Source organism: Streptomyces vinaceus (assembly GCF_008704935.1).
GTDB classification, from domain to species: domain Bacteria; phylum Actinomycetota; class Actinomycetes; order Streptomycetales; family Streptomycetaceae; genus Streptomyces; species Streptomyces vinaceus.
In genome coordinates this window covers 3824949-3838355 of record NZ_CP023692.1, presented here as the reverse complement: position 1 = coordinate 3838355, position 13407 = coordinate 3824949, and the positions used below count along the sequence as shown (strand labels likewise).

Genomic DNA, 13407 nt, shown 5'->3' with positions numbered 1-13407 from the left:
GTCCGTGAGGGGGGTACCTCGCGAACGCCGAACCATCCATGCGAGCACGCGAGGTGACGCCCCATGACGTCCGCATCCTCTTCCTCCATCCACTCGGATCCCGCCGCCAACAGCTTCCAGGTCGATCTGCGCGGCCTGGTCGACCTGCTCTCCCACCACCTCTACTCCAGCCCGCGCGTCTACGTCCGCGAGCTGCTGCAGAACGCGGTGGACGCCGTCACCGCCCGCCAGGCACTCGACCCCGAGGCGGAGATCCGCATCCGGCTGTCGGCGTCCGCGGGCCGGGTGACCATCGAGGACAGCGGTATCGGCCTGACCGCCGCCGAGGCCCACTCCCTCCTCGCCACCATCGGCCGCAGCTCCAAGCGCGGCGGCGAACACGGCCTCGAAACCACCCGCCGCGAGTTCCTCGGCCAGTTCGGCATCGGCCTGCTCGCCTGCTTCGTCGTGGCCCGCCAGATCCGCGTCATCACGCGTTCCGCGCGCGACCCCCAGGCCGCGCCCGTCGAGTGGCTGGCCACGGACGACGGCTCCTACACCGTCCGTGAACTGCCCGAAGACGCGCGCCGGGAGCCCGGCACCACCGTGATCCTCCAGGCGCGCCCGGGTGCCGAGGAGTGGACCGTCCCGGCCAAGGTCGAGCAGCTGGCCCGCGACTACGGCTCCCTGCTCCCGTACGACATCACCTTCACCGAGGGCGGGAGCGGGGAGGAGGGCAGCGGGGGCGGCGAGCCGCGGGGCATCACCGACCGGCCCGCCATATGGGACCGCCCCTTCCCCACCCCCGCCGCGCGCCGCGTCGCGCTCGCCGGCCACTGCGCGCAGCTCTTCGGCTTCACCCCGCTCGACAGCATCGACCTCGACCTGCCCGTCGCCGGGGTGCGCGGAGTCGCGTACGTCCTCCCCGAGCCGACCAGCCCCGCCCACCGGGCCGGGCACCGCGTCCACCTCAAGGGCATGCTGCTGACGGACCACGCCGACAACCTGCTGCCGGACTGGGCCTTCTTCGTCCGCGCGGTCATCGACACGGACACCCTGCGGCCCACCGCCTCCCGCGAGAACCTCTACGACGACGAGACCCTGTCCGCCGTACGGGAGGCCCTCGGCGCCCGGGTCCGGGCCTGGCTCGCCGAGCTCGCCGCGAGCGAACCGGAGCGCTTGGCAGCCTTCCTGAGCGTCCACCACCTCGGGGTGAAGTCCCTCGCCCGGCACGACGCCGAGCTGCTCGGCCTGATGCTGCCCTGGCTGCCGTTCGAGACGAGCGAGGGCTCGATGAGCCTCCAGGAGTTCACGGCGGCGCACACCGAGGTCCACTTCACGCGCACGGTCGAGGAGTTCCGCCAGATCGCCCCGATCGCTGCCGCCCACGGCCTCGGCGTTATCAACGCGGGATACACCTACGACGCCGACCTGCTCGCCCTGCTGCCCACCGTGCGCCCGGACCTTAAGGTCACGGAGCTGGACGCCGGCGCCGTCACCGAGCGCCTCGACCCGGTCCCGACCTCCGCCGAACTGGCCCTCGCGCCCTTCCTGTCCACGGCGCGCACCCGGCTGGAGGCGCAGGGCTGCGACGTCGTGCTGCGGTCCTTCCAGCCCGTCTCCGTCCCCGCGCTCTACCTCGACGACCGACAGGCCCGCCAGGAACGCGACCGCACGGCGGCGCTGGACAGCGCCGACTCCCTGTGGAGCGGGATCCTCGGCGCGCTGCGCGGCTCCGCCCCGCGCGCCCGCCTGGTGCTCAACCACAACAACCCGCTGATCCGCCGGATCTCGGCCCTGCCCGACGAGGCCCTGACCGGCACCGCCGTCGAATCGCTGTACGGGCAGGCCCTGCTGATGTCCCAGCGGCCGCTGCGGCCCGCCGATTCCACGCTGCTCAACCGGGCCTTCCTCGGGCTCCTCGAATGGGCGACCCACTCCACCGACTCCCAGGAGGGACAGAAGTGACCGTACTGACGCGCGAGGAGATCGAACAGGGCCTGGCCGAGAACAGGAACTCCCCCAACGGGACGGCACGCAACGCGCACGCCGAGGTGCTCGTGGGCGCGGCGGAGGCGATCGGTGACGGCCCCCTGTTCCGCACGGCCCTGGACAACCTGATCAACGCCTATCTCTGGAGCGCCGAGTCCTCCAAGATGCTGGTGCCCTTCGCCCGGCTGCTCCAGGAGTACGACAAGGACCCCGGAGCCTTCGACCGGTGGGACGCCCACTCGCTGTTCTGGCAGTTCAAGTGGGTGGCCACGGCCATCAGCGATTCCCCCGAGATCCCGCTCCAGTCCGCCATCGGCTGGCTGGACGAGATGGAGCGCCGCTACCGGATCGCCGGCTACAGCGAGCGGCCGGTCCGCGAGTCCGAGATGTGGCTCGCCGACGCGATCGGTGACGACGACCGGGCCGAGCGGGCGCACCGGGCCTGGCTGGCGGCCGAGCGCGACGACATGAGCGACTGCCACGCCTGCGAGCTCAACGGCCAGGGCGCGTACGCCGTGCTGCGCGGGGACGACGCCCGGGCCCTGGAGCTGTGGCAGCCGGTGCTGACGGGCGAGCGGACCTGCGCCGAGGAGCCCCACCGGCTCCTCGCCACCTCGCTGCTGCCGCTGCTGCGCCTGGGCCGTTTCGAGGAGGCCCGCTCGCACCACGTACGCGGCTACCGCATGGCCCGCGGCAACGAGAGCCTGCTGCCCTCCATCGGCAAGCACATCGAGTTCTGCGCCCTGAGCGGCAACGAGTCCCGCGGCCTGGAGATCCTCGCCGAGCATGCCGCGCACATGAGCCCGCTGGTCAACGTCGACGACCAGCTGGCCTTCCACGGCGGCATCCTCGTACTGCTGCGCCGACTGACCGAGCTGGGGCACGGCCGGAGCCCGGCCGTCCCGTACGACGGCGTCCCGCACACGGTGTCCGAGCTGTACGAGGTGCTGCGCGCGAGCTCGCTGGAGATCTCCCGCCGCTTCGACGCCCGCAACGGCACCACCCGGGTCTCCGACCGCTTCCTCGCCCGGATCGAGCGGGAGCCGCTCGTCGACGTACTGCCGCTCGGGGTGCGCAGCTCGGCGCTGCCGCGGCCGGCGGTCGCCGTCACCGCCCCCGCGACCACGGCCGTACCCGCAGCGCCAGCGGCCGGTCTGGAGGAGCTGGTGGAGCGGGCCCGGCAGGCCCGGGAGCAGCGGCACCCGGCCGCGGACGCGCTCTGGGCCGAGGTCGGCGTACGGGTGGACGCGCTCCCGCAGGACGAGGTGGACCCGCTGCTCGCGGCCGATGTCGCCGACCAGCGGGCGCTGGCGGCGGCGCGCGGCGGCGCCGAGAACGCGGCGGAGCTGCTGGAGGCGGTCCGCGACCGCTACCTGGAGCTCGGCCGGGCGGAGCGCGCGGCACTGGCGCAGCTGCGGCTGGCGAGCGAGGCCGCGCAGTCAGGCGCCGAGCCGCGGCGCATCCGGGAGCTGCTGGCCGCTGCCCTGAAGGCAGCCGAGGCACTGGACGAGGGCGAACCGCTGCGCGGGCGCCGGATCGCACTGGCGGAGCTGTCCTCGATCCGCGTGGAGTCGTACCTGCGCTCGCTGGAGGCCGGCCCCGAGCACGAACACCTCCACGAGCCGGGACAGGACCACGGTCACGGTGAGCTGGCGGCCGAACTCGCCGCCTTCGTCGCCTCGTACGAGGAGGCACTGCCCGACCTGGCGGCCGAAGCCGAGGAGATGCTGGGCCGCGTCGCTCTGTCGCAGGGCGACCCCGAGCGTGCCCTGCCGCTCCTGGCCGCGTCCGCGGCGCGCGCGGTGTCGGCGGGCATGCCGTGGCAGGCGGTGGACGCGCTGGTGCTGCGGGCCGGTGTGCTGATGTCGGTGGAGCGGCCCGAGGAGGCGCAGGAGGCGGCGCGCTCCGCGCTGGAGCACTCCGCGCAGGTGACGGAGCCCGAGACGCAGGCCGTCGTACGGCTCACCCTCGCGGACATCCTGCTGCGCCGGGCCGACGGGGCGGCGGAAGCCGCCGAGCACGCCCTCACCGCCGCGCACTGGTTCGACCAGGCGGATCTGACCGCCGACGGCGGGGCGCAGGCCCGGCTGGTGCTGGCCCGGGCGTATGCGCGCGAGGGCCGGCACGCGGACGCGGCGGAGGTGCTGCAGTCGACGCTGCCCGATCTGCTGGAGCACGGCGAAGGACAGGCCGTGTCCGTACGCGAGTTCCTCGGCGATCTGCTGCGGCAGCTGAACGACCCCCGGGCGGCGGCGGAGCAGTACCTGCTGGCGGCGGAGGTGGCCAAGGAGTGGGAGGACCCCCGCCCCCAGGCCGCCCTGGCACAGGCGGCGGCCGAGCAGTTGTCCGCCGCCCGCCTGGACCAGGAGGCGACCGCGGCGTACGAGCGGTCCCTTGAGCTGTTCCGGGTCACGGGGGACGCCCCCGTCGCCGAGGTGCGGATCCTGCGCTCCCTGGCCTGGTTGGCTCCGCGGGAGAGCACCGGTACGGCGGCGTGGGCGCGGGCACGGGAGCTGATGGACCAGGCCTCCACCGTCCTGGAGGCGGCGCTGGCCGAGCACGCGGCGAACGCCGGGCCCACCGGGGCCGACGCGTCACCACTGCGGGCCGAGCTCGCCCAGACCTGGCTCCAGCTGGCGCAGGTGCTCGACTGGCGGGTCACCTCGCACGAGCAGTCCGAGGACGGGTCCGCGTCCCGGGACGGGGACGAGTCCGCTGACGGGTCCGAGGTGGACGTACAGGCGCTGAGGCTGGAGGAGATCGACCTGACGGCGCGTGCCGGTGAGCTGTACGCGGAACTGGGGCCGAACCATCTGGGGGACCGGCTCCAGTGCGTGCAGTACGCCGCCTGGACCGAGCAGGAGATCGGTCGCGAGGACGCGGGGGCCACTCGGCTCGCGGCGCTGATCGAGGAACTCCGGGCCATGCCCGAGGGGGTCGTCCCGGACGGGCTGCTGGAGCGCGCCCAGTCCTCCCTCGACAGCCTGCGGTCGTGACCACGGTGCCCCCGCCGCCCGGTGGCGGCGGGGGCACCGTCTCCGCTCCGGCGGTTCAGCCGTTCAGCTGGGCCAGACCCTCGGTGGCGATCCGCTCGAAGACGTTCTCGTCGGCCGCGAACTCGGAGTCCGGGATCGGCGCGTGGATCACGATCTCGGTGATACCGAGCTCCCGGTGACGGCCGGCGAACTCGACGAACGCGTCGACGGAGTCCAGCATCGTGTTGCGGTCCGGGGTGAAGCCGGTCAGCAGGATCTTGTCCATCGGCTCGGAGGCGCGACCGATCTCGGCACAGGCTTTGTCGAGCTTGGCCAGCTGGCCGCGGATGGCCTCCACCGACTGCTCGGGGGTGCCCTCTTCGAAGAGCTTCGGATCGCCGGTGGTCACCCAGGCCTGGCCGTGGGCGGCAGCCAGCTTCATGCCCCGCGGGCCGTTCCCGGCGACGGCGAAGGGCAGGCGCGGCCGCTGCACACAGCCGGGAAGATTGCGGGCCTCCGTCGCGGAGTAGAACGTGCCGGATTCGCTGATCTCGGTCTCGGTGAGCAGCCGGTCCAGCAGCGGCACGAACTCCGCGAGGCGGTCCGCGCGCTCACGCGGGGTCCACGGGTCCTGACCGAGCGCCGTGGCATCGAACCCGTTGCCACCGGCGCCGATACCAAGGGTGAAACGGCCGCCGGAGATGTCGTCCAGCGACATGAGCTCCTTGGCCAGCGTCACGGGGTGCCGGAAGTTCGGCGAGGTCACGAGCGTGCCCAGGCGCAGCTTCTCGGTGGCGGTGGCCGCCGCGGTCAGGGTCGGGATCGCGCCAAACCAGGGCTTGTCCCGGAAGGACCGCCAGGTCAGGTGGTCGTAGGTGTAAGCGGTGTGGAACCCGAGCCGCTCGGCTCGCACCCACTGGTCACGGCCGCCCTCATGCCACGGGCGTACCGGGAGGATCACAGTGCTCAGACGCAGACTCATGCGTTCGAGCCTACGGCTCCGCGCATGTTTCACGTGAAACATCGCCTCCCGCCTCTTCGCCACGGCCCTCCGCCCGACCGTGGGCGGGGGAGAAACATCGCCATCGGGTGCTGGTGCCCGGCCCGCACTGGTCGGCTGTCGCGGAGCCATGGGTGAAGATGGATCCGTGACCTCGGCTCCCCAGCGCCCGGACGGGCCAACCCCCACTCCCCGGCTCATCGCCACCGACCTCGACGGCACCCTGCTGCGCGACGACAAATCCGTCTCGCTCCGCACGGTCGCCGCACTCGCCGCCGCCGAGGAGGCCGGGATCGAGGTCTTCTTCGTGACCGGTCGCCCCGCCCGCTGGATGGACGTGGTCAGCGACCACGTCCACGGCCACGGCCTGGCGATCTGCGCTAACGGGGCCGCGGTGGTCGATCTCCACGCGGGGCGGGAGTTCGTACAGGTCCGCTCATTGCCGCGGGCCACGGCGCTGACGGTCGTGGAGACGCTGCGCGCCGCCGCGCCGGGCACCTCCTTCGCCGTCGAGATGACGACCGGCATCAACTACGAGCCGCTGTACCCGCCCTTCTTCCAGGACCCGGGTGCCCATGTGGCCACGGCCGAGAAGCTGCTGGAGGAGGAGGCGGACGACACGGCCGCTCCCGTCCTCAAGCTGCTGGCTCACCACGCCGAGCTGGCCCCGGACGAGTTCCTGGCGCTCGCCCGCTCGGCCGCCGGTGCCTACGCGTCGATCACCCGCTCCAGCCCGACCGCCCTGCTGGAGATCAGCGGGCTCGGGGTCTCCAAGGCCAGCACCCTGGAGCTGTGCTGCGCCGAGCGCGGTATCTCTCCCGCCGAGGTCGTCGCCTTCGGGGACATGCCGAACGACGTGGAGATGCTCCGCTGGGCGGGGGCCTCGTACGCGATGGGCAACGCGCACCCGGACGTGATCGCGGCCGCCTCCGGCCGTACGGTCGCCAACAACGAGGACGGCGTCGCCGTCGTCATCGAGCGCATCCTCGCGGAACGCGCCGCGCACCAGGGCTAGGACCGGCCGCGGAACGCGGCAGCACGAGGCAGCACGGCGCAGGACGGGCGCCGGGTCGGGCGCGGGGACGTCAGAGCGGGGCCTCCCACAGCAGGGTGGTCCCGGTGCCGTCCTCCCCGATGCCCGGGCCGTACGAGCTCGACCCGCCCAGCGACTCGGCCCGCCGGCGCAGGTTCCGCAGCCCACTGCGCCGGCCGCCGTCGGGAATGCCCACCCCGTCGTCGGCGACCTCCAGGCGTACCCCGGGCCTCCCGTCGTCCAGCGTGCCGGTGCAGTCCACGACCACCTCGATCCGGGACGCCTCGGCGTGCCGGAAGGCGTTCGACAGGGCCTCGCGCAGCGCCGCGATCAGGTTCTTGCCCACCAGCTCGCCGACCACCGTGTCGACCGGGCCGAGGAAGCGGTGCGCCGGCTTGAAGCCCAGCGGCACCGCGGCCATGTTGATCTCCCGCAGGACCCGGGTGCGCAGCCCCGACGGAGCCTCGGCCGGTCCCTGCTGGAGCGCGAAGATCGCGGTGCGGATCTCCTGGATCGTCACGTCGAGCTCGTCCACGGCCTTGCCGACCCCGTCGACGACCTCGGGGACGACGGACCGCCGCTGGGCCCCCTCCAGCATCATCCCGGTGGCGAACAGCCGCTGGATGACCAGGTCGTGCAGGTCCCGGGCGATCCGGTCACGGTCCTCGAACACCGCGAGCCGCTCCCGGTCGCGCTGCGCCTCGGCCATCATCAGCGCGAGCGCCGCCTGGGAGGCGAACTGGGTGGCCAGAGTCCGCTCGGCCTCGCTGAACTGCCTCTTGCCGCGGGCCCGCGGGGTGACCAGTGCGCCCAGCACCCGCCCGCCGCTGTGCAGCGGCAGCATCATGCAGGGCCCGTACTGGCTGGTCAGACGGCTGACCATACGGGGATCGCTGGCGGCGTCCTCCACGAAGACCGGCTCGCCCTCCAGCAGCTTCGCCACCACCGGGCTCTCGGCCGGGATCACCAGGCCGAGGGAGGTCGCCGCGCTCTCGGCGGAGACGGCGACGATCTCCATACCGCCGTCCTCGGCCGGCAGCATCACGATCCCGGCGGCGGAGTCCGCCAGGTGGCGGGCCTGCTCGGCCACCACCGAGAGCGCGTCGTCCGCGTCCCCTCCCGACAGCAGGGCGGTCGTGACGGCCACCGAGCCGTCGATCCACCGCTCCCGCTGGGTGGCGGCCTCGTAGAGCCGGGCGTTGCCGATGGCGATGCCCGCCTCGGTGGCCAGGACCCGGACCATGTGGACGTCGTAGTCGTTGAACCGGCCGCCGCCGTTCTTCTCGGCGAGGTACAGATTGCCGAAGATCTCCCCCTGGACCCGGATCGGGACGCCGAGGAAGGTCTTCATGGGCGGGTGGTGCTTCGGGAACCCTGCCGCGCGCGGATCCTTCGTGAGATCGGCGAGCTGCACCGTGTCGGGGTGGGAGATCAGCGCGCCGAGCAGGCCCCGTTTGCCGTCCGGCCGGTGTCCGATCTTCGCGGCCGTCTCGGCGTCGATGCCGAAGGTGACGAAGTCCGACAGCCCGCGGCCCTCGGTGTCGACGACGCCGATCGCCGCGTAACGGGCGTCCGCGAGCTCGGCCGCGGTCTCGCAGATGCGGTCGAGGGTGGAGTGCAGTTCGAGTCCGGTTCCGACGGAGCGCATGGCCTCCAGCAGTTGCGGCACCCGGGCCGTGAGCTCGGTGGAGAGGCCATGCAGACTTCTGGTGGCCTGGGTGGCCGCTTCCAGTGGGTCCGGTGTTCCGGGTGAGGACTCCGGCGGTTCCTGCGACTCCTGCACTGACATGCCCTTGAGCCTAGTTAGTCCCTTTTACCGGGGAAAGTCGGCCAGGGCACCGTCGGCCGCCCGCTCCCGCTCCAGCAGGTTCCGCAGCGGCCCTTCGACCGCGGCCAGCTCCGCGTACGTACCGCGCTGCACGACCGCTCCCCGCTCCAGTACGAGCACCTCGTCGACCGCTTCCAGACCCGCCAGCCGGTGCGTGATCAGCACGGTCGTCCGCCCCTCGGTGGCGGCGAGCAGATCCGCGGTCAGGGCGTCGGCGGTGGCCAGGTCCAGGTGCTCGGCCGGCTCGTCGAGGACGAGGACGGGGAAGTCGGCGAGCAGCGCCCTCGCCAGGGCCAGGCGCTGGCGCTGGCCTCCGGAGATCCGCTCGCCGTGCTCGCCCACCAGCGTGTCCAGCCCGTCCGGGAGGCCATCGGCCCACTCCAGCAGCCGGGCCGCCGCCAGGGCCTCCCGCAGCTGTTCCTCGCTCGCCCCGGTCCGGGCCAGCCGCAGGTTCTCCCGTACCGAGCTGTCGAAGAGGTGTGCGTCCTGGGCGCACAGGCCCACCATCCGGCGGACCTCGTCGCCGTCGAGCGTGCGCGCGTCGGTGCCACCCAGGGTGTACGTGCCTTCGCACGGGTCCAGGAACCGCAGCAGGACCTGGGCCAGCGAGGTCTTGCCCGCACCGGAGGAGCCGACGACGGCGATCCGCCGGCCGGCCTCCAGGGTGAGGTCCAACCCGTACAGCGCGTCCTGCTCCTGCCCGGGATGCCGCGCGGCGAGCCCGGTCAGCCGCAGCGGGAAGGGGGAGGCCGGCGCCGCGGCGGGCCGCTCCGGCTCGGCGACCGGGACGGGGGCGTCGATGACCTCGTAGATCCGCTCCGCGCTGCGGCGCACCCGCTGCCGGTACTGGACGGCCTGCGGAAGCCCGTTGACCGCCTCGAAGGCGGCGAGCGGGGTCAGCACGGCCACGGCCATGGCGACCCCGGACAGCCGCCCGCCGTGCACGGCATCGGCGGCCAGCGCCGCGGAGGCGACCACGGTCAGCCCGCACACCAGGGCGGTCAGCCCGCTCCCGAGCCCGGTGGCGGCGGCGCCCCGCGCGGAGATGGCGGTCAGCGTGCGGTCGCTCTCCTTCGCGGCGTCCTTGCGCCCGGCCAGGGCGCCGGCGACGGTCAGCTCGGCGGTCCCGGTCAGCAGGTCCGCCACCCGCGTGGCGAGTTCGCCCCGGGCCGGGGCCAGGCGCCGCTCCGCGCGCCGGGCGCAGGCTCCGCTGACGAGCGGCACCGCGACCCCGGCGGCGAGCAGCCCGACGGCGAGCGCGGCGCCCGCCCCCGGCAGCAGCCAGGCGGTGAAGGCGACGGAACCGGTCCCGACGAGTACCGCGGTGCCCACCGGCAGCAACCAGCGCAGCCAGTAGTCCTGGAGGGAGTCGGCGTCGGCCACCAGGCGGGCCAGGAGGTCCCCGCGGCGCTGCTCGCGCAGCCCGGCGGGCGCGATGCGCTCCAGCCGGCGGAAGACCGACACCCGCAGGTCGGCGAGCATCCGCAATACGGCGTCGTGGGAGACGAGACGCTCCGCGTACCGGAAGACGGCCCGCCCGATCCCGAAGGTCCGGGTGGCCGTGACGGCCACCATCAGGTAAAGCACCGGCGGCTGTTCGGAAGCCCGGGAGATGAGCCATCCGGAGACGGCCATCAGCCCGACGCTGCATCCGACGGCCAGGGCCCCGAGCAGCAGGCCGAGCCGGAACCGCCCCTGCCACGCCTTGGCCACGGCGCGTACCCGCCGGAGCGGGTCACCGCCGCCCGCGTCGGTGCTGGCGGCCTTGGTGACCCTCTCGGGCGCGTTTCCGAGGATCCACTCCCCGGGGCCGGCCGGCCCGTTGTGCTCCCCGCCGAGGCTGCCGGAGGCCGCGGGGACGACTGCGACGGGAGCTGGCAGGAGCCCCTGCGCGCTCGGCGGGGCCGGCTGCGCACCCAGCCGCACCACGCGGTCGGCCACGGCCAGCAGCGCCGGCCGGTGGACGACCAGCAGCACGGTCCGCCCCACCGCGAGGCGGCGTACGGCGTCGACGACGGCCGCCTCGGTCTCCCCGTCGAGGGCCGCGGTCGGCTCGTCGAGCAGCAGCACCGGCCGGTCCGCGAGGAACGCCCGCGCCAGTGCCAGCCGCTGGCGCTGTCCGGCGGACAGCCCGACCCCGCCTTCCCCGAGCTCCGTCTCGACACCGCGCGGCAGCGCGGCCACGAACTCCCATGCCCCGGCGTCCTTCAGTGCCTCCGCCACCGCCTCAGCGGACGCGTCCGGCCGGGCCAGCCGTACGTTCTGGGCGATCGTCCCCGCGAACAGGTGCGGCCGCTGCGGAACCCACGCGATCTGCTCCCGCCACTGTTCGAGCGAGAGAGAGGCGAGGTCCACGCCCCCGATCCGCACCCGCCCCGCGGTCGGCTCGACGAAGCCCAGCAGCACTTGGAGCAGGGTGGACTTGCCCGCTCCGCTCGGCCCGGTGAGCGCGACGCACTCGCCGGGCCCGACGGCCAGTGAGACCGCTCCCGGCGAATCCTCACCCCGGCCCTCGTAACGGACCGCGACCCCGTCGATCTCGATCCGCAGCTCCGCGGCCGGCACCGGAGCCACCCCGCCGCAAGCGGCGACCGGCGTCTGGAGCACCTTGAAGATCTCCTCCGCGGCCGACAGCCCCTCGGCGGCCGCGTGGTACTGCGCCCCGACCTGGCGCAGCGGCAGGTACGCCTCGGGCGCCAGGATCAGGATGACCAGCCCCGTGTACAGGTCGAGCTCCCCGTGGACCAGCCGCATCCCGATGGTCACGGCGACCAGCGCCACCGACAGGGTGGCCAGCAGTTCCAGCGCGAAGGAGGAGAGGAAGGCGATGCGCAGGGTCCGCACCGTCGCCTGGCGGTAGTCGTCGGTGATCTTGCGGATCGACTCGGCCTGGGCCTTGGCCCGGCCGAAGACCTTCAGCGTCGGCAGTCCGGCCACGACGTCCAGGAAGTGCCCCGACAGCCGGGACAGCAGCCGCCACTGGCGGTCCATGCGGGACTGGGTGGCCATGCCGATCAGCACCATGAACAGGGGGATGAGCGGCAGCGTGACGACGATGATGGCCGCCGAGACCCAGTCCTCGGTGACGATACGGGCGAGGACCGCCACCGGGACGACCACCGCGAGCCCCAGCTGGGGGAGGTAGCGGGAGAAGTAGTCGTCGAGGGCGTCCACGCCCCGGGTGGCCAACGCCACCAGCGACCCGACCGGGTGTCCGCCCAGCCGGCCGGGCCCCAGCTCCGCGGCCCGGTCCAGCAGTCGGCCCCGCAGCTGCGATTTGACCGCCGCGCTGGCCCGGTGGGCGGCCAGTTCCGTGAGCCAGGCCAGCAGCCCGCGGCCCAGCGCGACCGCCGCGAGCAGCAGCAGCGGGGTCCGCAGCGCCTCACCGTCCAGGCCCCGCTCGAAGGCACCGACCACGATCTCGGCGATCAGCATCGCCTGACCGACGACCAGGCCCGCCCCGACAAGTCCGAGGGCCACCACGGCCGCGAGGAAGAGGCGGGTGGAGCGGGCGTACCGGAGCAGGCGCGGGTCGATCGGTTTCACGTGAAACATCCCCCAGAGCAGGGTCGGGCAGCAGGGTCGGGGTCAGTGCGCGTCAGCGATGTGCTGCGTACCGATCCGCTTGCGGAACACCCAGTACGTCCATCCCTGGTAGAGCAGGACGAGCGGCGTGGCCACTCCCGCGCACCAGGTCATGATCTTCAACGTGTACGGGCTGGACGAGGCGTTGGTGACCGTGAGGTTCCAGGCCTCGTTCAGCGAGGACGGCATCACGTTCGGGAAGAGCGTCAGGAAGAGCATCGCGACCGCGGCCGCGATGGTGACCCCTGACAGGGCGAACGACCAGCCCTCGCGGCCCGCGAGGTTGAAGCCCAAGGCCCCGACCAGGGCCACGACGGCGACGACCATGGCGATCAGGCTCTTGGCGTCACCGTGCGAGACCTGCGTCCAGATCAGGAAGACGAGGGCCAGTACGGCGGTGAGCACACCCAGCCGGGTCGCCAGCGTCCGCGAGCGCTCCCGTATGTCCCCGACCGTCTTGAGGGAGGTGAACACCGCCCCGTGGAAGGTGAAGAGGGTGAGGGTGACGAGGCCGCCGAGCAGGGAGTAGACGTTGAGCAGGTCGAAAAGGCTGCCGACGTAGTTCATGTCCTCGTCGATCTTCACGCCGCGCACGATGTTGGCGAAGGCCACGCCCCACAGGAACGCGGGGATCAGCGAGGTCCAGAAGATGGCGTGTTCCCAGTTGGTCTGCCACCGGTCCTCGTCCCGCTTGTGCCGGTACTCGAAGGCGACGCCTCGGATGATCAGGCAGACCAGGATGAGAAGCAGCGGCAGGTAGAACCCCGAGAAGAGGGTGGCGTACCACTCCGGGAAGGCGGCGAACGTGGCACCGCCGGCGGTGAGCAGCCAGACCTCGTTGCCGTCCCACACGGGCCCGATCGTGTTGATCAGGACCCGCTTCTCGGTGCGGTCGCGGGCGAGGAGCTTGGTCAGGACACCGACTCCGAAGTCGAAGCCCTCCAGGAAGAAGTAGCCGGTCCACAGGACGGCGATGAGCACGAACCAGACGTCATGGAGTTGCATGGTGTGGTCC

Annotated in this window: 7 protein-coding genes; 3 read left to right on the top strand and 4 right to left on the bottom strand. The window is 73.0% G+C overall.

Annotated elements, in window-relative coordinates; translation table 11 throughout:
• The first annotated feature begins 63 nt into the window (after positions 1-63).
• Positions 64-1947, top strand: a complete 1884-nt coding sequence (locus CP980_RS17195) for an HSP90 family protein (RefSeq protein ID WP_150528541.1) — start codon at positions 64-66, stop codon at positions 1945-1947.
• Complete coding sequence (locus CP980_RS17190; RefSeq protein WP_150528540.1) at positions 1944-4967, top strand: tetratricopeptide repeat protein; 3024 nt, start codon at positions 1944-1946, stop codon at positions 4965-4967. The genes CP980_RS17195 and CP980_RS17190 overlap by 4 nt, the downstream gene beginning before the upstream one ends.
• Positions 4968-5022: 55 nt before the next feature.
• On the opposite strand, the gene CP980_RS17185 is transcribed toward CP980_RS17190, so the two are convergent.
• Positions 5023-5928 carry an LLM class flavin-dependent oxidoreductase gene (locus CP980_RS17185; RefSeq protein WP_150528539.1) on the bottom strand — a complete coding sequence of 302 codons (906 nt, stop codon included), beginning with the start codon at positions 5926-5928 and terminating at the stop codon, positions 5023-5025.
• Positions 5929-6076: 148 nt separating this feature from the next.
• On the opposite strand from CP980_RS17185, the gene CP980_RS17180 reads away from it, so the two are divergent.
• On the top strand, positions 6077-6961 hold the full coding sequence (locus CP980_RS17180; RefSeq protein WP_132758068.1) for a Cof-type HAD-IIB family hydrolase: 885 nt from the start codon (positions 6077-6079) through the stop codon (positions 6959-6961).
• Positions 6962-7031: 70 nt separating this feature from the next.
• Here CP980_RS17180 and CP980_RS17175 read toward each other — a convergent pair whose 3' ends face one another.
• Genes CP980_RS17175 through cydB form a run of 3 tightly spaced genes read right to left on the bottom strand, consistent with a single transcriptional unit; the run spans position 7032 to position 13397 of the window.
• Positions 7032-8768, bottom strand: coding sequence for a GAF domain-containing sensor histidine kinase (locus CP980_RS17175; RefSeq protein WP_150528538.1), 1737 nt, complete (start codon positions 8766-8768; stop codon positions 7032-7034).
• A 24-nt stretch (positions 8769-8792) separates the two neighbouring features.
• Complete coding sequence (gene cydD / locus CP980_RS17170) at positions 8793-12353, bottom strand: thiol reductant ABC exporter subunit CydD (RefSeq protein WP_150528537.1); 3561 nt, start codon at positions 12351-12353, stop codon at positions 8793-8795.
• Positions 12354-12395: 42 nt separating this feature from the next.
• Entirely contained in the window at positions 12396-13397 is a 1002-nt protein-coding gene (gene cydB / locus CP980_RS17165) for a cytochrome d ubiquinol oxidase subunit II (RefSeq protein ID WP_150528536.1), read from the bottom strand.
• Between the last annotated feature and the right edge of the window lie 10 nt (positions 13398-13407).

Excerpts from the sequence above, each read along its gene's own strand:
- CP980_RS17195 (WP_150528541.1), top strand. The coding sequence starts at position 64 with ATGACGTCCGCATCCTCTTCCTCCATCCACTCGGATCCCGCCGCCAAC.
- CP980_RS17185 (WP_150528539.1), bottom strand. The coding sequence starts at position 5,928 with ATGAGTCTGCGTCTGAGCACTGTGATCCTCCCGGTACGCCCGTGGCAT.
- CP980_RS17180 (WP_132758068.1), top strand. The coding sequence starts at position 6,077 with ATGGGTGAAGATGGATCCGTGACCTCGGCTCCCCAGCGCCCGGACGGG.
- CP980_RS17175 (WP_150528538.1), bottom strand. The coding sequence starts at position 8,768 with ATGTCAGTGCAGGAGTCGCAGGAACCGCCGGAGTCCTCACCCGGAACA.
- cydB (WP_150528536.1), bottom strand. The coding sequence starts at position 13,397 with ATGCAACTCCATGACGTCTGGTTCGTGCTCATCGCCGTCCTGTGGACC.